The sequence below is a fragment of the Massilia sp. Root133 genome (assembly GCF_001426525.1).
Classification (GTDB): domain Bacteria; phylum Pseudomonadota; class Gammaproteobacteria; order Burkholderiales; family Burkholderiaceae_D; genus Telluria; species Telluria orientalis.
On record NZ_LMEW01000023.1, the window covers coordinates 146,758 to 169,069 of the forward strand.

At 68.5% G+C, this 22,312-nt stretch carries 16 protein-coding genes; 4 read left to right on the top strand and 12 right to left on the bottom strand.

What is annotated here, in order from left to right; all coding sequences use genetic code 11:
- Positions 1–81: 81 nt before the first annotated feature.
- Both ASD28_RS16675 and ASD28_RS16680 read right to left on the bottom strand, forming a co-directional pair.
- Positions 82–1,389, bottom strand: coding sequence for a cytochrome P450 (locus ASD28_RS16675; RefSeq protein WP_056130225.1), 1,308 nt, complete (start codon positions 1,387–1,389; stop codon positions 82–84).
- Positions 1,390–1,427: 38 nt separating this feature from the next.
- Positions 1,428–3,710, bottom strand: a complete 2,283-nt coding sequence (locus ASD28_RS16680) for a CHASE domain-containing protein (protein WP_056130228.1) — start codon at positions 3,708–3,710, stop codon at positions 1,428–1,430.
- Positions 3,711–3,861: 151 nt separating this feature from the next.
- Between ASD28_RS16680 and ASD28_RS16685 the strand changes: the two genes are divergently transcribed.
- Positions 3,862–4,335, top strand: coding sequence for a hypothetical protein (locus tag ASD28_RS16685; protein ID WP_229412009.1), 474 nt, complete (start codon positions 3,862–3,864; stop codon positions 4,333–4,335).
- 53 nt (positions 4,336–4,388) lie between these two features.
- On the top strand, positions 4,389–5,006 hold the full coding sequence (locus tag ASD28_RS16690; RefSeq protein WP_056130231.1) for an LON peptidase substrate-binding domain-containing protein: 618 nt from the start codon (positions 4,389–4,391) through the stop codon (positions 5,004–5,006).
- A 144-nt stretch (positions 5,007–5,150) separates the two neighbouring features.
- Here ASD28_RS16690 and ASD28_RS16695 read toward each other — a convergent pair whose 3' ends face one another.
- Complete coding sequence (locus ASD28_RS16695) at positions 5,151–5,762, bottom strand: EF-hand domain-containing protein (RefSeq protein ID WP_056130234.1); 612 nt, start codon at positions 5,760–5,762, stop codon at positions 5,151–5,153.
- 287 nt (positions 5,763–6,049) lie between these two features.
- Here ASD28_RS16695 and ASD28_RS16700 point away from each other — a divergent pair, with 287 nt between their 5' ends.
- Positions 6,050–7,501, top strand: coding sequence for a DEAD/DEAH box helicase (locus ASD28_RS16700; RefSeq protein ID WP_056130237.1), 1,452 nt, complete (start codon positions 6,050–6,052; stop codon positions 7,499–7,501).
- Positions 7,502–7,600: 99 nt separating this feature from the next.
- On the opposite strand, the gene ASD28_RS16705 is transcribed toward ASD28_RS16700, so the two are convergent.
- From ASD28_RS16705 to ASD28_RS16745, 9 genes are all read right to left on the bottom strand, one after another.
- On the bottom strand, positions 7,601–9,283 hold the full coding sequence (locus ASD28_RS16705) for a histidine kinase famiy protein (protein WP_056130240.1): 1,683 nt from the start codon (positions 9,281–9,283) through the stop codon (positions 7,601–7,603).
- Positions 9,284–9,375: 92 nt separating this feature from the next.
- Positions 9,376–13,119: a glycosyltransferase gene (locus tag ASD28_RS16710; RefSeq protein ID WP_056130242.1), complete on the bottom strand. Its 3,744-nt coding sequence runs from the start codon at positions 13,117–13,119 to the stop codon at positions 9,376–9,378.
- A complete protein-coding gene (locus tag ASD28_RS31190; RefSeq protein ID WP_156403700.1) occupies positions 13,103–14,410 on the bottom strand; it encodes a class I SAM-dependent methyltransferase in 1,308 nt (435 codons plus the stop codon). The genes ASD28_RS16710 and ASD28_RS31190 overlap by 17 nt, the downstream gene beginning before the upstream one ends.
- Positions 14,407–15,627 (bottom strand): ABC transporter ATP-binding protein, encoded by a 1,221-nt coding sequence (locus ASD28_RS16720; RefSeq protein ID WP_056130244.1) that lies wholly within the window; start codon positions 15,625–15,627, stop codon positions 14,407–14,409. The genes ASD28_RS31190 and ASD28_RS16720 overlap by 4 nt, the downstream gene beginning before the upstream one ends.
- Entirely contained in the window at positions 15,627–16,427 is an 801-nt protein-coding gene (locus ASD28_RS16725) for an ABC transporter permease (RefSeq protein WP_056130245.1), read from the bottom strand. The genes ASD28_RS16720 and ASD28_RS16725 overlap by 1 nt, the downstream gene beginning before the upstream one ends.
- Before the next feature lie 101 nt (positions 16,428–16,528).
- On the bottom strand, positions 16,529–17,308 hold the full coding sequence (locus tag ASD28_RS16730; protein WP_082577122.1) for a Crp/Fnr family transcriptional regulator: 780 nt from the start codon (positions 17,306–17,308) through the stop codon (positions 16,529–16,531).
- Positions 17,309–17,315: 7 nt separating this feature from the next.
- Positions 17,316–17,642, bottom strand: coding sequence for a VanZ family protein (locus ASD28_RS16735; RefSeq protein WP_056130247.1), 327 nt, complete (start codon positions 17,640–17,642; stop codon positions 17,316–17,318).
- A 33-nt stretch (positions 17,643–17,675) separates the two neighbouring features.
- Positions 17,676–18,944, bottom strand: coding sequence for a tetratricopeptide repeat protein (locus tag ASD28_RS16740; protein WP_056130249.1), 1,269 nt, complete (start codon positions 18,942–18,944; stop codon positions 17,676–17,678).
- The gene (locus ASD28_RS16745; protein WP_082577123.1) at positions 18,941–20,776 is read right to left on the bottom strand and encodes an adenylate/guanylate cyclase domain-containing protein; all 1,836 of its coding nucleotides are present in this window, start codon (positions 20,774–20,776) and stop codon (positions 18,941–18,943) included. Before ASD28_RS16745 ends, ASD28_RS16740 begins: the two co-directional genes overlap by 4 nt.
- Positions 20,777–20,947: 171 nt before the next feature.
- Between ASD28_RS16745 and ASD28_RS16750 the strand changes: the two genes are divergently transcribed.
- Positions 20,948–22,276: a FecR domain-containing protein gene (locus ASD28_RS16750; RefSeq protein ID WP_056130257.1), complete on the top strand. Its 1,329-nt coding sequence runs from the start codon at positions 20,948–20,950 to the stop codon at positions 22,274–22,276.
- Positions 22,277–22,312: the final 36 nt, after the last annotated feature.

The window sequence follows — 22,312 nt, forward strand, 5'->3', positions numbered from 1 at the left end:
CGAAAGCGGGAGCCCATGCTGAACGTCCGAGGCCGGACGTCGAGCACACCGCGTTATCTTTAAGGTACGGGTTTCTGTACCTCAGCATGGGTCCCCGCTTTCGCGGGGATGACGTTGTTTTACGTTCTTGATCACGAACCCGCTCGCCGGCAACGTCGGAATTCGCCGCATGCCGACCGTCAGGTCCTGCGGCGGCACGTCGTAGGCGATCTCGCCGGCGAACAACTGCAGCGCCGACTTCACCAGGTCGCCCGTGACGAATTCGCCCGGGCAGCGGTGGCCCGAATAATGGTCGCCGCCGCCGTGCGGCACGAAATCGAAGCCGCTGCTCTGCCGGCGGTCGAAGCGCTCCGGCCGGAACACCTCGGGGTCGCCCCAGATCGCGGGGTGGTGGTTCGTGCCGTACAGGTCGAACAACACCCACGTCCCTTTTTTCACATGCATTCCGCGCCAGTCGAAGGCGTGCAGGGCGCGGCCGCCCATCGCCGGGATGAACGGGTAGTAGCGCCGCACTTCCTGCATGAACCACGTCGTGTACGCGTCGTCGCCCGCGGCGATGCGCGCGCGGGATTCCGGGTGGTCGTGCAGCGCCAGCAGGCCGAACACGATGTAGCGCGCCACGGCCACCGTCGGGCGCAGCAGGTTGATGAGTTCCACGCCCGCGTGCTTGCGGTGCATGAGTTCCCCGTCGGCGTCGCGGTGGCGTGCGATCACGTTCAGCGGACTGTCGAACGCCGGCTGGACCTGGCCGGCGCGCACGGCGTCGACGAGGGCGCGGGCCCATTGCTCGGTGCGGGCACGCGCGAGGTGGCCGCGCCAGTTGCGCGGACCGGCCGAGCCGGCACCCGCGATCATCCGTGCGAATTCGCGCGTGCGCTCCTGCGCGTCCTCCGCGCTGATCGGAATCCCGGCCCAGTGGCACACTGCGCGGCACAGCACTTCCTGCGCGGCCTCGTGCACGACGACCTGCGCGTTGCCCGTCCACTGCGCGAAGCGCGTGCGCCATTCGGCCGCGGCCAGGCCGACGAGGCGCTGCCGCTCCAGGGGGCTGAACAACGACATCAGCATGGCCTTGCGCTTCTTGTGCGCCTCGCCGTCCAGCGCCATGACGCTGCCGAAGTCCTGCAGCAGGGCCATCGTCGTCGCCGGCAGCGCGTGGCGGCGCGTGAAGCGGCCGGGTTGATAAAACATGCGGCCCGCGTCCTCGCCGCGCACGCACAGCACGCGCTGCAGCATCAGGCGGGTCGCGAACAGGTCGCTGTCCAGCGCGGCGTAACGGCGCGGCATGAACTCGTAGCCTTGCGCCAGGAAGGCGATCGAATTGTCGAAACCCGGGGCGCGCGGTGCGGCGTCGAGGGCGTCGGCGTGGTGGTGGTCGGTATTGCTCAAGACTTCTCCTGCGGTGGTGATACCAGATACCCGGTGCGTCAGTGCGGCACGGGCACGAAGGCGGGATCGGGCGTGTCCTGCAGCGCGCGCGGCAGGTAGATCGTCACGGTCGTGCCTTCTCCCTCCCGGCTCGCCAGCCGGATATGGCCACCGCTCTGCTTGACGAAGCCGTGCGCCATCGACAGGCCCAGGCCCGTGCCCTTGCCCTCGGGCTTGGTCGTGAAGAACGGTTCGAACGCCCGCTCGATCACGTCGGGCGGCATGCCGCTGCCCGTGTCGCTGACGGCGATCGTGACGAATTCGCCGGGACGGATGCCGGGGTAGGCCAGCTGGTCGGCCGGGTCGATCGTCGCGTTGGCGAGGGTGATGGTGACATTGCCGCCGCCCTCCATCGCGTCGCGCGCGTTGATCACCAGGTTCAGCAGCACGTTTTCCAGCTGGTTCGGGTCGACGAGGACGTTCCACAGGTCGGGCGGGATGGTCAACCGGATCGCGACGCTGTCGCCGGCCGCGCGGTGCAGCAGCGCGTCCATGCGCTCGATGAGCTGGGCCAGGTTGACGACGCTCGGGTGCAGCGGCTGGCGCCGCGCGAAGGCGAGCAGCTGGGCGGCCAGCTTCTTGCCCCGTTCGACGGCGTCGAGGATGTTCAGCAGGCGCTTGCGGCCGTTGTCGTCGCTGCGCAGCATCAGCTGGACGTTGGCGCTGATGATGTGCAGGATGTTGTTGAAGTCGTGCGCCACGCCGCCCGTCAGCTTGCCGACGGCTTCCAACTTCTGCGAGCGCAGCAGCGCGGCGCGCGCTTCCTCCAGGCCCTGCTGGCGCTGCCGCTCGCGTTCCGCCGTTTCCTTGCGCGGGCGGATGTCGCGCACGAACGCCGTGACGCCGTAGCCGTGCTTCGTCGGCAGCGGCGTCATCGCGACCTCCACCGGGATCGCGTGGCCGTCGCGCGTCAGCGCGGTCGTTTCCGTGGGGCCCGTCAGCATCGCGCAGGTGCCGCGCTGGGCGAACTGTGCCAGGCAGTCGCGCCACGCCGCGCGCTCGGAGGTGGGGACCAGGAGGTCGAGCACGTCGTGCCCCACCGCCTCGTCCTCGCGCCAGCCGAACAGTTTGCAGGCCTGCAGGTTCCAGTCCGTGATGCGGCCGTCGGGTGCGATGGCGATGAAGGCGTCGTACGCCGTCTGCAGGATCAGGCGCACGCGTTCGCGTTCGGCGTCGATGCGGTCGCGCGAGGCGCGCAGTTCCACCGTCATCCCTTGCGCCAGCTGCAGCGCGCGGCGGCGTTCGGAGGCCAGCAGCCAGACGACGAGCGCCAGCAGCATGCCCAGGCCGACGCCGGTCAGCGCGATCGCGACGGTCGTGCGGCGCTCCAGCGATGCCTCGAAACGGGGCATCGAGTGGATGACGACGGTCCACGTGCGGCCGGCGCTGTCGACCGTCGTCTGGTAGCTCAGCAGCGGCTTGCGGCCGGGCGCGCCGCGGGAAGAGCGGTAGAGCAGGGCGTCCGCGGTGGGCGCGAGGCCATCGTAGATTTCGACCAGCAGGTCGTCCGCGTGTTCGCCGCCCAGGCCGCGCATCAGGTCGTTCATGCGGAACGGCGCGTACACCCAGCCGACGATGGCGGCGCGCCGGGCGTCGAGCGAATCGTGCACGAGGCCGGCCTCGTATACCGGCATGTACATCAGGAAGCCGGGCTGGCCGCCGTTGCCGCCTTCCTGCACCAGCACGACCTTGCCGGTTGCGGCCGCATGGCCGGTATCGCGCGCCTGCTCCATCGCCGCGCGCCGCACCGGCTCGCTGAACATGTCGTAGCCGAACGCGCGCAGGTTACGTCCCGAGAACGGTTCGATGCGGGTGATCGACGTGATCACGGGGCGCGGTCCGGGCGGCTTGATCGCGTAGTCGCGAAAGCCCTCGGCGCGCATCGCGGCGACGTGCGCGTCGACACGGCCGGGCGGGACGATCGCGGCGATGCCCAGCGCCTCGATGCCGGGGAAGTGTTCGTTCAGGCGCAGCAGGTCGTAGTATTCGGCAAATGCACCGCGGTCGATCTCGACCGAGCCGCGCAGGAAGCCGCTCGTGGCCAGCAGCACTTCCTCGTAGACGTCCATGCGCCGGTCGATGCTGGCCGCCATGTCGCGTGCGCGGAAATTGAAATTGCCGGCCAGTTCGGCCGCCGCGGTCCGCTGCGCATTGCCGGCCACCATATAGGTCACGATCAGCGCGGCGAGAAACGCGAGCGCGGCCAGGAGCAGGGGAAGGTGGACCGGGCTGCGCGGCGCCGGGCGGGCGGTTGGAACGGGCGATGGGTCTGGACGCGGCATGAATGCAGTACGCTGTACTCGACAAGGGAAAAGGTGGCAATGGTCCATTGCCGGCAGGGCAAGCGTGCCGTCATGACAGGATACGCGGGTGCCCACGAAATCGGCGCACAACAGGGCGCGTACCGTCCGGCTACAATGAGCGTTTTACGCCATGCCGATGCCTGCCCACTTCTCCACGATGAGCCTGCTGCAGCGCGTGCGCTGGGGTGCCGCGCTGGCCCTCGTCGCCGTCCTGCTGTGGGCCGCGCTCGCGCCCGTGCGCTACCCGACGCGCGAGCGCACGTTCGTGTTCCCGCGCGGCGCGGCCGTCCTGCGCGGGGAGCATGCCGGCCTGGTACCGGCCGAGGTGCAGCTGACGCTGGGCGTGCGCGACGTCCTGCTGCTGCACAACCGCGACATCGCGCCGCACGTGTTCGGCCAGGTGCTCGTGCTGCCGGGCCATGCGTTCCGCCTGCCGTTCGAGCAGGCCGGCGACTACGTGTACGCCTGCGACGCGGCGCCCGGCCATGCCGTCACGGTGCGCGTGGCGGATCATCCCGATCCCGGCTGGGCGCGTCTCGGGTGGCGCCTGCGTGGGCTGGCCGAGGCCGTACGCACCTTGCCGATCGTCGCGCCGGACGACTGACGGGACGCGCAATCGTGCTCCGTCCCGCGCGGCGAATCTGTCATCATGCGCGCATGGCCACGATCACGTTACCCCTGTTCCCGCTCAGTACGGTCCTGTTCCCGGATGGCGTGCTGCCGCTACAGATCTTTGAGGTACGCTACCTCGACATGATCAGCCATTGCCTGACGGAAGACGAGCCGTTCGGCGTCGTGCTGCTGACGCATGGCCAGGAAGTGCGCACCCCGCAGGGCCAGGAAAAGTTCGCGTCGGCGGGCACGCTGGCGTCCGTGCAGGACACGACGGCCTCCACGCCGGGCCTGCTGCAGGTGGTGTGCCGCGGCGGTGCGCGTTTCAATGTCCTGGAAAGCGAACGCCGCACGAACGGCCTGTGGATGGCCGAGGCGGAATTGCTGGACGACGATCACATCGTGCGCATCCCGTCCGACCTGAAGGGCGCGGCCGATGCGCTCGACCGCGTGCTGGCGTCGCTGCACGACGTGCCGCAGAGCCGCTGGCCCGTGCAGCCGCCGTTCCGCCTGGACGATTGCGGCTGGGTCGCCAACCGCTGGTGCGAGCTGCTGCCGCTGCCCAATCACCAGAAGCAGAGCATGCTCATGCTGGACAATCCGATGATCCGGCTGGAGCTGCTCCATGACGTGCTCGACGAGCACGGGTTGATTACTTCCTGATTGTTCACGCGTTATAAAACGTCGTCGTTCCCGGACTGGCCGTCCGCCTCGGCGGGACCCCAATGTTGCGTGCACTGCGGCGACGCGTGCGAATTGGATCCCCGCCTGCGCGGGGATGACGCTGGGTAAGGTGCGCAGTGATTCTCAGGCCGCGATGCTGACGGCGCTGCTGGTCGAGGACGTGTCGCTGTCGTCCGAATACGCCTTCAACAATTGCAGCGCATGGGCGAATGCGCGCATCGGATCGCGCTCGTCGTGCGGTTTGGCCGCCTGGCCGCTGTCCGATTCGCTGGCCTGCTTCGTCTCGTACGCCGCCTGTTCCTGGGCGCTGACGGTGCCGTCGCCGTTGGTGTCGGCCGGCTCGGTCGTGCTGGTGGTGCTGCTGCTCGTGCTGTCGGCCGCGCCGCCCGCACCGCCCGCGCCGCCTGCACCGCCCGGCGGCGGACCGGGCGGGGGACCGTCCGGCCGCGTGCCGCCGCCGTTCACGCGCGCCGCGTCGAACTGGGCGTTGAGCTGGTCGGACAGCTTCGTCATCGCATCCGTGAGCTCGCTCCTGGTGACCTTGCCGTCGCCATCGCCGTCGAGGGCGCTGAAGGCGTCGTCGATGTCGCCCGACTGCATGCCGCCGCCATCGTCCGTCGCCGAGAGCGCGCTCTGCAGGTCGGTCTTCTCGATATAGCCCTGCTTCTTCGTATCGAGTTTGGAAAAGACGGAATCGGCCCACGTCGACAGGCCACCGCTGATGCTCGCTACCATGCTGGAATCCTTTATTTGATGAACTATTTATTCAAAGAATTATCGGTCCGGCAAGCGATTTAAGGCTGTAAAGGCGCGTAAAGGTAGGTAAAAACACGGATTTCATATACAGGGGGTACGATTTGAGGTAACCTTGAGCGCGATTTAGATTCTCTACGTCAGCCTAAGCCGCCGCTCCCGGCCAAGCCCGCGCGAGGCGCGTCCCGTCATCCCGGTTTACCCGCGTTGGCCCAGCCAGGGCAGCAGCCCGGCCGTAGAACGCAACGATTCATTGCCCGAAAGAAAACATGTCTGAAACACCGACCACTATTGAAGCTGGCGGCGCGCCGACCGTGCGCTTCGCCGATTTCGGCCTCGCGCCTGAGATCCAGCGTGCGCTGTCGGACCAGGGCTATGTCCATCCGACCCCGATCCAGGCCCAGGCGATCCCCATCGTCCTGCAGGGCCGCGACGTCATGGGCGCGGCCCAGACCGGCACCGGCAAGACGGCGAGCTTCTCGCTGCCGATCATCCAGCTGCTGCTGCCGCATGCCAACACGAGCATGTCGCCCGCGCGCCATGCCGTGCGCGCCCTCGTGCTGACGCCGACGCGCGAACTGGCGATCCAGGTTGCCGAGAACGTCAAGGCCTATGCCCAGCACACGCCGCTGCGCTCCACCGTCGTCTTCGGCGGCATGGACATGAAGCCGCAGACCGAGATCCTGCGCCGCGGCGTCGAGATCGTCATCGCCACGCCGGGCCGCCTGCTCGACCACGTGGAGCAGAAGAACATCAGCCTGGGCCAGGTGCAGATGCTCGTGATGGACGAAGCCGACCGCATGCTCGACATGGGCTTCCTGCCCGACCTGCAGCGCATCATCAACCTGCTGCCGAAGAAGCGCCAGAACCTGATGTTCTCGGCCACGTTCTCGCCGGAGATCAAGAAGCTGGCGTCCAGCTTCCTGAACGACCCGCTGACGATCGAAGTCGCGCGCAGCAACGCCACCAACACCTCGATCACGCAGGTGCTGTACAAGGTCGACGAAGAGCAGAAGCGCAACGTCGTCGAGCACCTGATCCGCGCGCGCGACCTGAAGCAGGTCCTCGTGTTCTCGAACACCAAGATCGGCGCCTCGCGCCTGGCGCGTTACCTCGAGCAGGCCGGCATCAAGGCCTCCGCCATTCACGGCGACAAGACGCAACAGGAACGCATCGCCGCGCTGGATGCGTTCAAGAACGGCGACATCGACGTGCTCGTCGCGACCGACGTCGCGGCGCGCGGCCTCGACATCACCGACCTGCCGTGCGTGATCAACTACGACCTGCCGTACAACGCCGAGGACTACGTGCACCGCATCGGCCGCACTGGCCGCGCCGGCGCCACGGGCGATGCGCTGTCCGTGTATTCGGACAAGGACGAGCGCCTGCTGGCGGACATCGAGAAGCTGATCAAGCAGACCATCACCCGCGGCGAACTGACGGGCTTCATGCCGTCGCGCGGCGGCGAGCGCGGCGAGCGCCCGGTCGAGCGCCGCGGCGGCCGCCGCGAGACGGACAGCCCGCGTCCCGAGCGCACGGAACGTCCCGACCGCGGTCCGCGCAACTACGGCGCGCCGCGCCGCGACAAGATCGATCCGTGGTTCCTCAAGCCGTACGAACCGTCGGCAGCCCCGCGCAAGGAAGCGCCCGCGGCACCGGCTGCATCGGGCAAGCCGAAGCCCAAGCTGGCGGCGCTGCTGGGCGGACTCCCGAAGCAGTAAGCTCCCTTACGTCGTCCCCGCGAAGGCGGGGATCCAAGTTCGACGCGTTACGACACCGCATGCAACATTGGGCCCCCGCCTGCGCGGGGGCGACGGTAATTAGACTTCCTTTCCCAGCGCCGCCTCCACCCGCTCCAGCAGATCGCCATGCTTGTACGGCTTGGCGAGGATATTCAGCCGCTGGCCCTGCCCGCGTCCCGGCAGTTCGTCCATGTAGCCCGTCGTGACGAGCACCTGCAGGCGCGGGCGCAGCCGGCGCGCTTCGTCGACCAGCTGCAGGCCGTTCATCCCGCCCGGCATGATCACGTCCGTGAACAGCAGGTCCACCCGCGCGCCTTCGCGCAGCAGGTCCAGCGCCTGTTCGCCGCTGGCGGCCGCCAGCACCGCGTAGCCGGCCATGCCCAGCACGCTCTCCGCCAGTTCGCGCACGTCGTCGTTGTCTTCCACCACGAGCACGCTGGGCCGGCTGCCCGCCATGGCGTCCGTTTCCGGTGTCGTCGCGTCGAGCTCCGGACCCGCGCCGCCGGCACCGTCCTGGCCATTGTCGGCCACGGGGAAGATCATGCGCACCGTCGTGCCTTCGCCCGGCTTGCTGTCGATTTCCAGGCGGCCGTGCGACTGCTGCACGAAGCCGTGCACCATCGCCAGGCCGAGCCCCGTGCCCGGTCCCTTGGTCGTGAAGAAGGGCTCGGTCGCGCGCTGCAGGACTTCGGGCGGCATGCCGGTGCCCTTGTCGACCACGCACAGGTCGACATGGGAGATGCGCTCCTCGCTACGCACGATGGCGGTGCCGACCGTCACCTGGCCGCCGTCCGGCATGGCATCGCGCGCGTTGATCAGCACGTTCAGCAGGGCCATCTCCAGGTGCGTCGGATCGAGGTAGCACAGCGGCAGGCCCGGACGCAGGTCGAGGCGCAGGTCGACCTTCTCGCCCAGCGTGCGCACGAGCATCTCGGAAAATTCCACGACGAGGGTGTTGATGTTGATGGCCTTGGGTTCCAGCCGCTGCTTGCGCGCGAACGTCAGCAGCTGCTGGGTGAGCTTGCCGGCCCGCATGGCCGCGCGCTGCGCCCGTTCCAGTGCGGTGCGCGCCATGTCCGGCTTGTCGAGGCTGATCAGCGCGACTTCCAGGTTGCCGTTGATGACTTGCAGCAGGTTGTTGAAGTCGTGCGCCATGCCGGCCGTCAGCTGGCCGATCGCTTCCATCTTCTGCGCCTGCAGGTGCGATTCCTGGCTCGTGCGGCGCTCCGTGACGTCCATCTGCGACGCGAAGAAATACAGCAGCTGGCCGTCCTGGTCGAAGATCGGGCCGATGAACAGGGCGTTCCAGAACGGCGTGCCGTCGGCCTTGTAGTTCAGGATGTCGACGGCGACGGCGCGCTGCTCGGCGACCGCCTTGCGCACCTCGTCCACCGTGCTGCGATCCGTCTGCGGGCCCTGCAGGAGGCGGCAGTTGCGGCCAACGACGTCGTCTTCCTTGTACTGCGTGAGGTCGAGGAAGGCGCCATTGCAGAACACGATCGGGTTATCGGGCTGGCGCGGATCCGTGATGACCATCGGCATGCGCGTCATCTCGACGGCGGCGAAGAAGATGTTGCCGCGGTCCTGCAAGCCATCGCGGTCGATGTACGTGGCCTGCCAGTGGTTGACGCCGGGGCTGCCCATGGGCTCGTAGGCATTGCCCTCGATCTCGCCGTCGGCGCGCACGCCATAGCTCTGGCCACCGCCCTGCACCTCGACGTTCCTGTTGCGCGTTTGTTCTTTTTTCGGACCGACGACCATACGATTTCCCTGGACATGAAGGCTTGCGAAGCCTTCATTCTGGCGGGGCGGCGGTCGGTGCTCTGTACGTGCGCGCACAGAGCACCTCGGCGTCAGGCGGCCGGTGCGGACAGCAGCGCCAGTAGCGCCTGCGCCTGTTCCCGCCAGGTCATCCACGTCATGCCCTGCGACGCCGGATGGCGCCCCTCGGCATGCAGCGCGAGCCAGACGCGCACCGCGTCGGCCAGCGCCGCGCCGTCCAGGCCCGAGAAGTAATACGCATGCTCGCCCGCCACTTCGCGGAACACGGGCAGGTCGCGCGCCAGCAGCGGCAGGCCGTGGTGCGCCGCCTCGATCAGTGGCAGGCCGAAGCCTTCGCCCTCGCTGGGGAACAGCAGGCAGGTGCTGGCCAGGTAGACTTGCTGCAGCGTGTCGTCGTCGATGCCGTCCAGCCACAGCAGGCGGCGGCCCAGTTCCGGACTGCCGCGCAGGCGTTCCATGATGCGGGGCAGCGTGCGGCGGTCGGCGTCGGCCAGCGGCTTCCAGCCTTCGCGGCCCACGATCACGAGGTTCACGTCCACCCCCGCGGCCCACAGCTGCTCGAAGGCCTCGATGGCCTGCAGGTGGCCCTTGCGCGGCTCGATCGTGCCCACCATCAGGAAGCTCGGGCGCGCTGCGACTTGCTCCGCGACTGACGATTGCACCGCGTCGTGCGGCTTTTCCAGTTCCAGGTCGGCGCCCAGGTGCAGCGCCGTCAGCAGCTGGCCTGGCCGGCGCGCCGCGTCGCGCGTCGCCAGCCATTGGGCGAGGTCGTCGCACACCGCGTGCGAGATGCAGACCAGGCGGTCCGCCTCGCCGGCCACGCAGTCGAGGAATGCCGCGTGCGTGACGTCGGCATGGGGCGGGAAGAATTCCGGCCGCAGCACGGGCAGCAGGTCGTACACCGTGAAGTTGATGGAGACGCCGCGCGCGCGCCAGGCGGCGTACAGACCGCTGCGCGCGGCCGTCATCGCGGCATGCGGCGAATGGTCGGCGCAGTAATAGATGTCGCCGGCCAGCACGTCCACCACGGGGTCCGGGCCCTGCAGCACCTGGTCGATGCCGAGCAGGCGCGCCGCGTAGTTGCGCGCGTAGCGGTATTGCGGGTGGCCGCCCGTTTCGTCGAGGTACACCGGTTCGACGCGCCAGCCGATCGCGCGCATCCTGAGCAGTTCCTGCAGCTGGTTGCGCACGACGCGCTCGATGCCCGTCTTGAGGTCGTGGCGCGCGATCGTCGTCACGTCCAGCAGCAGCTGGCGCGGCTGCAGCGGGTCGGGCGCGCGCGCGATGCAGCGCGCGAGACGCTGCAGCAGGGCGTCGTCGTCGTCGAGGCCGGGCGTCGCCAGCAGCGCGCGCAGCAACGCGGGACGGCCGTGCCGCTGTTTCTGCGCATCGCGCGCGAGGGCCGCCTTGTACATCAGGCCCACGCGTTCCGGGCTGTTGCGCGTGCCCATCAGCGCGAAGCCGGCGGCGCCCAGCGCGAGGCGGCGCGCGTCGTCGGCGCGCAGCGTTTCCAGCGCGGCGACGAGCGCGTGTTGTTCAAACACGTCCGGCAGCATCCACACGGCGTCGTGCGGGAATTCCGCCATTGCGCCGTTGGCGTTGATGATCACGGGCAGGCCGTAGATCATGCAGTCGAGGACCGTGCCCGACGTCTCGCCGCGCGAGCTGGTGCGCAGCTGCACGCCGAGGTCGGCGGCCTGCAGCCAGCGGAAATAATCGTCGTCCGACGTCCAGCCGGAGATGCGCACGCGTTCGCCCGCATGGGCGGCGGCGATGGTGTCCGTCATCTGGCGGCCGTAGTCGCCGCCGTGGTTGGCGCCGACGAACACGAGGTGGCAGCGGGTGTCGCCGTGCAGGCTGGAAGCGAGCCAGGCCTGCAGCAGTTCCAGGCAGTGCTTGGTGGGCGCGACGAAGCCGAAGTTACAGACGACGAAGGCGTCGTCCGCGATGCCGAGCGCGCGCCGCGCCCGCATGCGGTCATTCTCGGCCGGGACCGCGCGGGGCAGCTGCGCCGGGCTCCAGTCGGCGCCGGCCTCCGGGCCGTACCACTCGCGCGCGAGCTGGCGCGCGTAGTCGGAGTGGACGATCACGTGCGACGCGTCCTGCAGGATCTCCAGGTTGCACGGGTAGTCCTGCTTGGCGCGTTCGAGGCCGTCCGGCCCCATGCTGGCCTGCACGGCCGCGTAGCCGTGCGAGTGGAGCAGGCTGCGCGTCCACACGTCCGGCATCGCGCCCGTGACCTGCTCGTACGAGAGCATCCCGCTCAGGAAGAAGTCGTGCAGGACGACGACGCCCGGATGGCGCTGCAGCAGCGGCATCATGTGGCTGTGGAACGGGCTGTTGCCGAACTGGTAGACGATGTGCCGGTAGCGGTCCGGATGCGCGTCGAGCCATGCGAGCGGATGCCGCGGCAGGTGCGCGAGTTCCGGCGGCAGCGTCACCTCCGCCTGGTGCACGATCAGTTCCACGTCGAAGTGGGGCAGCAGCGTGGGCAGCACGCGCACGGCGTAGTCGGCGACGCCGGTGCGCTCCGGCGGCAGCGGCGACAGGAAGGCGATGCGCGGCTTGGCGTGCGTGTCCGGTGCCGGCGCCGGCGCGGCCGCATGCGCTTCCAGCGCGGCGATCGCGCGGCGGGCGCTGTGGTCCCAGCTGAACTTGCGCGCCTGGACGGCGCCGTGCTCGCGCAGGCGCGCCTGCAGCGCCGGATCGTCGAGCACCTGGCGGATGCGCGCCGCGATGGCGGCCGGATCGCGCGGGTCGAACAGCGCTTCGGGGTTGCCGATCACTTCCGGGACGCTGGTGCTGTCGGCGCCGATCACGAGCGCGCCGCACGCCATCGCTTCCAGCGCGGGCAGGCCGAAGCCTTCGTGCAGCGACGGGAACACGAACAGCGCGGCGCCGCGGTACAGGTCGATCAGGTCGGCGTCGCTCACGTAACCCGTCAGGACCATCTCGTCCGGCGCGAGGCCGTGGCGGCGCGCGAGGTCGCGCAGGCGCTGGCGCTCGCCGTCGTTGATCTTGCCGGCGATGAGCAGCTGGTGCGCGGCGCGCTGCATGGGCGGCAGCATGCCGTAGGCGGCGACGAGGCCGTCGATGTTCTTGCGCGCGTCGAAGCCGCCGGGCGCGCACATCAGGTAGGCGCGGCGGATGCCGAAGCGCGTGCGCAGCGCGGCCGCGTGCGCGGCGTCGAGCGCGGCGGGGCAAAACGTCTCGTCCACGGCCGTCGAGATCGAGACGACGCGCGCCGGATCGAGGCCCAGCGCGTCGATGGCTTCCTGGCGCGAGTAATCGGAAATCGCCAGCAGCAGGCCGGCCTGGCGCAGCGAGGCGATCTTGCGCTCGTAATAGTGGCGCTGTTCCGGCTGGCCCAGGTATTTGTCCGGGTTCAGGAACGGGATCAGGTCGTACAGGACGGCCGCGGTGGACGCGCCGTCCGCCAGGCGGCCGATCGAGACGACGGCATCGTCCACATAGCCTTCGAACAGGCTCGTGACGAGCACGGCGTCCGGGCGCAGCTGGGCGATCGCGTGTTCGCGCAGCAGCTCGGACGCGCGCGCGCGCGGGCCGTTGTGCGGATGCGATTCGGCCGTCGGGCCGACGATGTCGAACACGCAGATGCGCTCCGGCGGCACGAGGCCGGCGAACGCCTGGCGGATGTCGTCGATGGCGTTGCCCAGGGCGGCGTTCAGCACGAGCCAGACCTCGTGGCTGCCGGCATTGCGCGCCACGCCCAGCGCCAGCGCGAGCGAATAGCGGCCGATGCCGCGGTAGCGGCTTTCGGACTGGGCGCCCTGGAGATCAATGACGATCCGCATCGTTCATCCTTGCTTGTTCCTGTTTCAGTTGGCGCAGCTGGCGGTACGCGCGCGCGGCGCGCGGCGACAGCTCGCCCGGTTCGTCGTCCAGCCGCACGCGCGCGGCGCCGCTGTTGTCCAGCATGAGCGTGTACAGGCGGGCTTCCAGCGCCGGCACCTTGCGCAGCACGGCGCGCGCGGCGCGCTTCATCCCTGGACGGCGCAGCACGGCGCCGCCGGCGCGGCGCACCAGGCCCTTTACGCGCGTCTTGATGCCGCTGCCGATACGGCCTTCGCGCTGCGCGCTGCGCAGGCGGAGGGCCAGCGTCATCGCGCGCCGCAGCGGTTCGGTGATGCGCCACGAGGTGCTCGACAACAGGTCGACGACGCGCTGCGACATCTCGGCCGCATGCGCCTCGGCCCGGCCGATGCGCTCGTCCAGCCGCGCCAGCGCGTGGTGCAGTTCCTGCGCCTGCGCCTGGGCGCTCGCCAGTTGCTGCGCGAGGTCGGTGCCGTGCCGTTCGACGCGGGCGAGGATGTGGTGGATCTCGGCGTCGCGGCCGGCCAGCTGGTCTTCGTAGCGCAGCGCGAGCTGGCCCAGCGTGATGCCCCAGCGGGCGGAGAAAGCGGCGTCGAAGCGGGCCAGCGTGTCCGGGTCGGCGGCCTTCTGCGCCACCACGGCGTAGTCGGGACTGACGCCTTCGAGCACGTTGATGAGGCCCAGCGGCGCGCCCGTGTGCAGTTGCGGATCTTCCTGCAGGCGCACGATGCGCTGGCGTGCGAAGCCCGCGTGTTCGGCCGCGAAGCCGAGCAGGCCGGGAGGCAGCGGGTGCAGGTGCGAGGGATCGAGATAGAAGCTGGTGGCGCCGACCGTCAGGTTTTCCGGGTTCGGCGTCTCCATGACGAGCAGGCCGCCCGGGCGCAGCGCGCGCAGCGCTTCGGCGATCAGTTCGCGCACGAGGTCGAACGGCAGGTGCTCGACGAGGTGGAAGGCCGAGACCAGCGCCAGGCTGGCGTCCGGCTGGGCGCGCAGCGCGGCCAGCGCGTCGCCGTGCTGCGCGGCGAGGCCGCGTTCGCGGCACGCGGCCAGCATGCCCTCGTCGAGGTCCACGCCGCGCGCATCGAAGCCGCTTTCGCCCAGCAGCTCCAGCCATTCGCCGCGGCCGCAGCCCAGGTCGAGCGCGACGGCCGGCGCGCCCTGCTGCAGCAGCGGATCGGTGAAGGGGGCGTAGGCGCGCAGCCGGTCCTTGATGGTGTCGCGCGAACCGCGGTAGCGGTCTTCGAAGGCGCGGTAGAACGATGTCTGGCTCATCGCCGGATCTCCACTTGCGGCTCCAGCCAACTGCTGCCCACGAACTCGCGCCGGTTCATGTTCATGACCATGAAGATGGACGCCAGGTCGCGCCATTCGTAGTTGTCGGCCAGATGGGTTTCGTTGCTCGTCAGGGCGGTGGTGATCGAATAGCTGCCCGGACCCAGGTTGAGCGGGAAGCGGAAGCGGTAGTCGATGGTTTCGCCGGCCGCGAGGTCCGTCAGCGGGTGGTCGAGGAAGTGCGTGTTGGTGCCGAAGATCTGCTGGCCCAGGCGGTCCTTGATCATGTAGCCCAGCACGAGGCGCGGCAGCGGCTTGTTCACGCGCACGCGGATGCGCAGGGTGGCCGGCACGCCCACGTTCAGCACTTCCAGCGCCCGGCCTTCCTCGTTTTCCAGCGCGACGTCGACGACGTTCGCGTGGCCGTTGCCGGACGTGGTCTGGACGCGGCCTTCCGGCGTGCGCACCTGTTCCACCGTCGTGCCTTCGCGCTCGGCGATCAGCGCGTTGTAGTAGTCCATCACTTCCTCGGGCGTGCCCTGCTTGGCCAGGCGCCCGCCGTCGAGCAGGATCGCGCGGTCGCAGATCGACTGCATCGCGGCGCGGTCGTGGCTGACGATCAGCAGCGTCGTGCCCTGCTTGCGGAACTCGCGGATGCGGTCGAAGCTCTTGTGCTGGAAGTAGGCGTCGCCGACGGACAGCGCCTCGTCCACGATCAGCACGTCCGGCCGGCGCACGGTGGCCACGCTGAACGCGAGGCGCATCTGCATGCCGGACGAGTACACGCGCACGGGCTGGTCGATGTAGTCGCCGATCTCGGCGAACGCCTCGATCTGCGGCATCAGTTCCTCGAGCTCGTGCACGCCGAGGCCCAGCAGCTGGCCGGCCATGAAGACGTTCTGGCGGCCGGTGAAATCGGGGTGGAAGCCCATCCCCAGTTCGAGCAGCGCCGCCACGCGGCCGCTGATCGCCACGCCGCCCGTGGTCGGCTGCGTCGTGCCGGTGATCAGCTTGAGCAGCGTGCTCTTGCCGGCGCCATTGATGCCGATGATGCCCACGGCGTCGCCCGGCGCCAGTTCGAAGCTGATGTCCTGCAGCACCCACTTCAGCTTGTGGCGCGGCTGGTTGCCGGGCAGGATCCATTCGGCCAGCCGGCTCCAGCGGTTGCCGTACTGTTTATAGGCCTTGCCCAGGTTTTCGACTCGGATCGCGCCCATTACAGTTCATCCACCATTTCGCCCGCGCGCTTGCGGAACAGGTGCATCCCCAGCGCGCAGAACAGCAGCGCCAGCACCGTGACCGGCATCAGCCCTTTCCAATGCGGCAGCCGGCCGTCCAGCAGGATGCCCTGGCAGGCCTGCACGACGGCCGCCATCGGGTTCCAGGCCAGCAGCGGACGGATGTCCTGCGGCAGGGCCGTGGCGGGATAGACGACCGGCGTGAACCAGAACCAGAACTGCAGCACGATCGCGAAGAACTGGCCGACGTCGCGGAAGAACACGTTCAGCACGCCCAGTATCATGGCCAGGCCGATCGCGAACAGCACCAGCACGCCGAGCACGGGCACCAGCGCCAGGAATGACCAGCCGGGGAATGAGCCGCTGATGGCGAGGAAGACGGTGAACAGGCCGAAGATGATCGCGAAATTGACCAGCGCGTTGAGCACGACGACGATCGGCAGGCAGATGCGGGGAAACTGCAGCTTCTTGATCAGGTTGGCGTTTTCGAGGAAGACGTTCTGGCCGCGCGACGTGATCTCGGCGAACAGGCCCCACGTGAGCACGCCCGCGCACAGGTAGATGCTGTACGCGAAGTGGCCGGTGCTGCCCTGCAGGCGCGTGCCCATCACCTGCGAAAAGATGACGGTGTACACGACGATCATCGCGAGGGGATTCAGGATGGTCCACGCGGCGCCCAGCAGGGAATTGCGGTACTTGGCCTGGAATTCGCGGCGTACGCTACCCGCGATGAAGCCGCGATAGCGCCAGACGCCACCCAGCATGGAACGGGAAATCATAGGGAGACGAAAGGAGGAAAACCGGATGGTAAGTTGTTGATTATAACATGTTGCAAGTCGCTAATTTACGTCTTACCAATTGTTACGAATGGGCGCGAACGTCAGCCGTCGATCAGCTTTTGCAGCGCGTCCGGCTTGACGATGATGAGGCGGTGCGTGCCTTTTTCGATGATGCCCTGTTGCACCAGGGTGAGCAGGGCGCGGGTCACCGTTTCGCGGCTCGTGTTGATCATGTTGGCGATGTCCTGATGCGTGGGCAGGTTTTCCACGACCTGCATGTTGCCGTCCTTTTGCTCCTTCAGCAGGTTGAGGAACGTGTAGATGCGGCGCGATGTGTTGTGGATGCTGAGCAGGGCGCGGAATTCCGAATCGCGCTGCACTTTCTCGGCCAAAAAGCGCAGCATCTGGTTCGCGACCGACGGCGAGTGGGAAAACAGGTACAGTGCCGTCGCGCGCGGCAGCAATGCCACCAGCACGGACGTCAGCGCCACGACGGACGCAGAGCGCATCGAGCCGTTGATGACGGCGATTTCGCCGAAGAAGTCGCCCGGTTGCAGCAGGCGCAGGCCGATCGCGCGGCCATCTTCCGTGACGTCGACGACTTGCAGCGAGCCCGTCAGCAGGAACAGCAGGCTGTCGCCGGCCGCGCCCTTTTGCAGGACGATGTCGCGCTTGGCGTACTGGCGGATGCGCAGGTCGGACTTCACCCGCTGCATGTGCTCCTCGCTGAGGTTGGCCAGCAACGGGATCTTGCGCAGGTGGATGTGCACGTTGACTTCCTGCGGCGCCGGTTCGTTGGCGGCCGCGGCCGGATCCGGCACCAGCTCCTTCGGGACGATGTCGTTGTCCGTCTCGTTCTTACGTTTGCTCGACGATGTCATTCGCGTCTCAGATCACTTGTAACAGTCCGAAAACCAGGGTGGCAGCCACAATGCCTGCCGTGTTGGCGGCCATGTCGCGCCAGCAGAAACTGCGTCCGGGCACCATTTTTTGCAGCAATTCGATCGCCAGCCCCGCCATCAGCAACCCCAGCAGCCAGACCGCGCGCCAGGGCCATGCGGGTTCGATATGCAGCGCGAGCGCGCTCAGTCCGGCAAACGCGATGAAGTGCAGTAGTTTGTCGTGTGGCAATAACGGCAGCCAGCGCGCCGGCAGCAGGCAGCCAAGGACAACCGCGGCTGCGGCAGCCAGGAAGACGATCAGTTCCCAGGACATATCGGTCGATTGCTTGTACACCGAATCCCGGCGTCAGAAATTATCCCATCGCAGACTTAGCTGCAGAGCCCGACTATTATATTGGAACAGCGAGATGTTCTCGCGATTGAACGTGCCGCGCCATTCCAGCACCAGGCTGGTGTGTGGCCGCAGCAGCCACTGGCCGGCGGCACGCAGCGTCGTCGTATCTTGCCGCCGGCGCTTGTCGATCAGGTTGGGGGAATAGATCTCGCTGCTTTGCCACATCTGGTGGCTCAGTCCCGCTTCCAGGCCCAGGCGGCCGGTCACGTCGCCGGACCATTGCAGGTTGCCGAACCAGCCCTTGCGGTCGCCGCCGGGACGGTCCGCCGCGCTGGCGTCGTGCAGCCGGGTCAGCGTGGCCTGCGCCAGGCCGAATTCGCTGCGATAGCCGAAGATGCCGCCGATTTCGACCGTGTTGCCGTCATAGGCTGGGCGTGTCGGATACGTGACATGGCTGTAGTTCGCCGTGGCCGCGAGCTCGACCCCGGGTGCCAGCCGGGCCGCCGGGGGCGCCAGGCGTGCCTGGACTTGCTGCTGGCGCTGGTACAGGGTGCCGTCGAGCGTCACGTAGCCGGTCGCCGCGGTGCCGCGCAGCCGCCAGGCGAACGGTTTCCAGGTGTGCTCGACGGCGGCCAGCACGGAGGCGGTGTCCTGCATGCGGACGTTGTCGTGCCGGCGCGTGTACGCCTGGACGATGAGGTCGCTGTCCGCATCGCCGAGCGGACGCAGCCAGGACGCGGACAGCTGGCTGAACGCGTCGGCCCGGGGCAGGAAGGACGGGTCGAGCTGGTATTCCGTTTGGGTGCTGCCCGTGCCGATCGTGAAGCGCGGATCGCTCGCGCCCTGGTTGACGTTGTCGTCGTGCCCGCGGGTGGCGGCCAGCAGCCAGACGCCGCCCCTGCGCGCCGGCGCCTTGCCGCAACCGGTGGCGCGGTAGCGCGCGATCACGTCTTCGATGCCGGCCGGCACGGCCATACGTTGTTCGAGGCTGGAAAACAGGCGCTCCGCCTCCGCCGCGTTGCCCAGTTCGCACTGGCTGATGGCGAGGTCGAGCCACGCGCCGGCGTGGCGCGGTTCGCGCTCGACGACGCGCTGCAGCAGGGCGGCCGCTTCCTCGAGGCGGCCTTCGCCCAGGGCCAGCAGCGCCGCGGCGTACAGGTCGCCCGGCTGGGCCGGCTCGGCGGCGATGGCGAGCGGCGCTTCCTGGGCGCGGACCGTGCCGGCGGCGAGACAGGACGACAGCGCCGCGGCCAGCGCGGCGCACACGGCCAGGCGCCTCATGCGTTGCGCTCCAGCGTATAGATGCGGAGCGACCGCTCCTTGCCGCGCAACTGGCGCTCGCCCAGCGGCAGCAGGCGGTGGCGCCGCGCCCGCGCTGCCGTGCCTTCGCCGATGATCACGTCGTGCGGATAGTCGCGTGCGGCCTGTTCCAGGCGCGCGGCCGTGTTCACGCTGTCGCCCACCGCCGTATAGATGCTGCGCGCGGCCGTGCCGTAGTCGCCGGCCATTGCGGTACCGCTTTCGATGCCGATGCGCACGCGCAGCGCCGGCTTGCCGTTGGCGACGCGCAGCGCGGAGAAGCGCGCCACTTCGCGCAGGATGCTGGCGGCGGCGTCCAGGGCGAGATCGGCGTGGTCGTCGTCCGGCAGGGGCGCGCCCCAGAACGCGACGAGGCCGTCGCCCGTGTATTTGTCGAGCGTGCCGCGATGCTCCAGCACGGGGCGCGTCAGGCAGTCGAGGAATTCGGTCGTCAGGCGCGACGCGTCTTCCAGCGACAGCGACTCGACCTGGCCCGTATAGCCTTCCATGTCCGCCACGAGCGTCGTCACCTCGAGCCGGCGCGGCGCCAGCGGGTCCTGCAGGTCGCTGCGCAGCAGTTCGTCGACGACGGCGCCGGCGACGTACTGGCGCAGTGTCCCCAGCAGCTGGCGCGAGCGGCGCTGCGCCAGTTCCCACTGAAACGGCACCGCGACGGCCAGCAGGTACAGGCAGCAGAACAGCGGCGCCGCCGGCGCGAAGACGGGATCGCGCGGCGCCAGCAGCCACACGACGCCGAGCCACACGAACGCGCTCGCGCCCAGCAGCAGCGCATTGGCGGCCGCGGCCATGCGCGGCAGCGTATAGCCCGTCAGCAGCACGACCGCCAGCGTGAAGGCGAACGCGATCGCGCGGCCGGGCAGCGGCGCGGGTGCCAGGCCCTGCTGGCGGTCCAGCAGCGACGTCAGCATCGACGCGTGGACCAGCAGGCCGGCGCTGGACGCGCCCAGCGGCGTGGAAATGCGGTCGCCGAGGCTCAGCGAGGACGAGCCGATCAGCACCAGCCGGCCGCGCGCCATGCCGGGCGGCATCCGGCCCGCGAGCACGTCGCGCGCCTTGACGACGTCGTACGCCGACCAGGCGCGGGAATAGGGGATGCGCTCCACCGGACGCACCGGCGGCACGGCGGCTGTCGCGGCGCCGCAACATTCGAGTAAGGCGAGCGAGAGCGTAGGATAGACTTGGCCCTGGTACGTGGTCCGCATCGGCAGGCGGCGCAAGGTGCCGTCCGCGTCGGGCAGCACGCCGATGTTGCCGGCGTGACGCGCCACCGCGAATGTCGCGTGGTTGGCCAGGTAGCCATGCGCGCTCGGGGTGCCGGCCGTCGCCCGGGCAGGCCGGCCGCCGATCAGCCGGCCGCTCGCGAGGGGCGCGGCGTCGTGCAGGTAGTCGAACATCTGGGCCAGCACGACGGGGCCGTGGCTCGCCAGCATGGCAAGGCGCAGGTCGCCGGACGTATCGGCCGGTTTCTCGAGCAGGATATCCAGTGCGACGCCGCGGGCGCCGTCCGCCAGCACCAGTTCGACCAGGTCGGCGATGCGCGCGCGGGGCCACGGCCACGGCAGCTGCGCGACGCTGCTTTCGTCGATGTCGACCACGAGCACGCGCCGTTCCGGTGCCGATGTCGCCTGCAACTGGATGGTTTTGTCGCGCAGCCCTTCGTTGGCCGCGGCCGTGAAAGCGGGGCCGTCATGCCACTGCAGCCAGCCCCCGATGGCCAGGGCCACGAGCGCGATCAGGCCGCGCAGGATGCCTGTATCGCGCAAGGTGGTACGCAGGAAACCGGGGAATCTCATCAATAAAGAAGACGAAGGGCGCAGGACGCTGGTGTATGTCGAAGTATAACTGCTTGTTAGTCTGGAATTATATGTTGCTTGAACCAATCCTCAGTGCAACAATCGTTACTTGTGACGACGGTCACAGACTTTAGCATTTGCGTCAGGACAATGCTAGTTATGGAGGACTCTATGCTGAAAAAACTCGCCCTGGCCATTGGCCTGATGTGGTCGCTTGTCGACATGGCGTACGCCGCCGAGGCCGGGCGTGTCGTATTTACCGCGGGACAGGCCCAGGTCGGCCGCCACGCTGCCACCCTCAATACTGCGGTGGGCGAGGGCGACGAACTGTCGACCGGTGGCGACGGCTATATCTATATGAAGACCGTCGACAACGGTTTCCTGATCCTGCGCCCGAACAGTACGGCGCGCGTCGTCACGTATTCGATCGACAAGGCCGATCCGTCGAAGACGCAGGTCAAGCTCGAGCTCCTGCGGGGCGTGGCACGGGCGATTTCCGGCCAGGGTGTCAAGCAGGCCCGGCAGAACTTCCGCTTCAACACGCCCGTTGCCGCGATCGGCGTGCGCGGGACCGACTTCACCGTGTACACCGACCAGCAGACCACCCGCGTGACCGTGCTGTCCGGCGGCGTCGTGATGAGCGGCTTCGGCGCCAACTGCACGGCCGCGGGCACGGGCCCCTGCGAGGGCCGCAGCGCACGCGAACTGTTTGCCGGCCAGGCGGGCCTGCTGCTGCAGGTGGAGCGCGGCACCAGCGTGCCGCAGCTGCTGCAGAACCCGGCGCTGGCGCCGGACCAGACGGAAAAGCCGCGCAGCGACGAACCTGCCGCCAAGCAGGCGCTGTCGGCGACGCCGGCGGCCCAGGTCAACCTCGATCCGCAGCGCTCGGAGCAGTCGTTGAACAGCGCGCGTCCCGTGACGCCGCCGCCGGCGTCGAACGAGCCGCCGCCGGTCGTCACGCCGCCGCCCGTCGTGATCAACGACCCTACGCCGCCGAAACCGACCCAGCCGTCGCCGCCGGAAATCTTCTGGGGCCGCTGGCAGGCGCTCGCCGGCCTGCCGGCGCAACCGGGACGTATCGGTGATGCCGATGTGGAAATTGCCACCTATTACGCGCCGTATGCCATTACCCGCGTAAAAAATACGGAGCTCGTACTTCCGAGGGACGGTACGGCCGCATTCAAATTGATGAGTGGTGAAGCGATCATGTCGAATAGCATCGGCGACCGCCCCGCCAATATCCAGTCGGGGCAGTTGAATATGGACTTTTCCAAAAGAACGTTTTCCACGTCATTGGACGTGAGAGCGGGAAATGATCGTGCCGACGTCATCGGTAACGGCGTGATTACCGACAAGGGGATGCTGTATGAGGGAATCGGCTCGCCCACCATCATCCGCGGCTATCTGGGCGGTTCGAACGCCGAACAGGCGGGTTATATCTTCAAGAATTCCGCCACGCCCGGCATTACCGTCAGCGGCGCCACGCTGTGGGGACGCTGAAAATGGCGTCAATTGCGTGGAAATCCGTGAGTATCT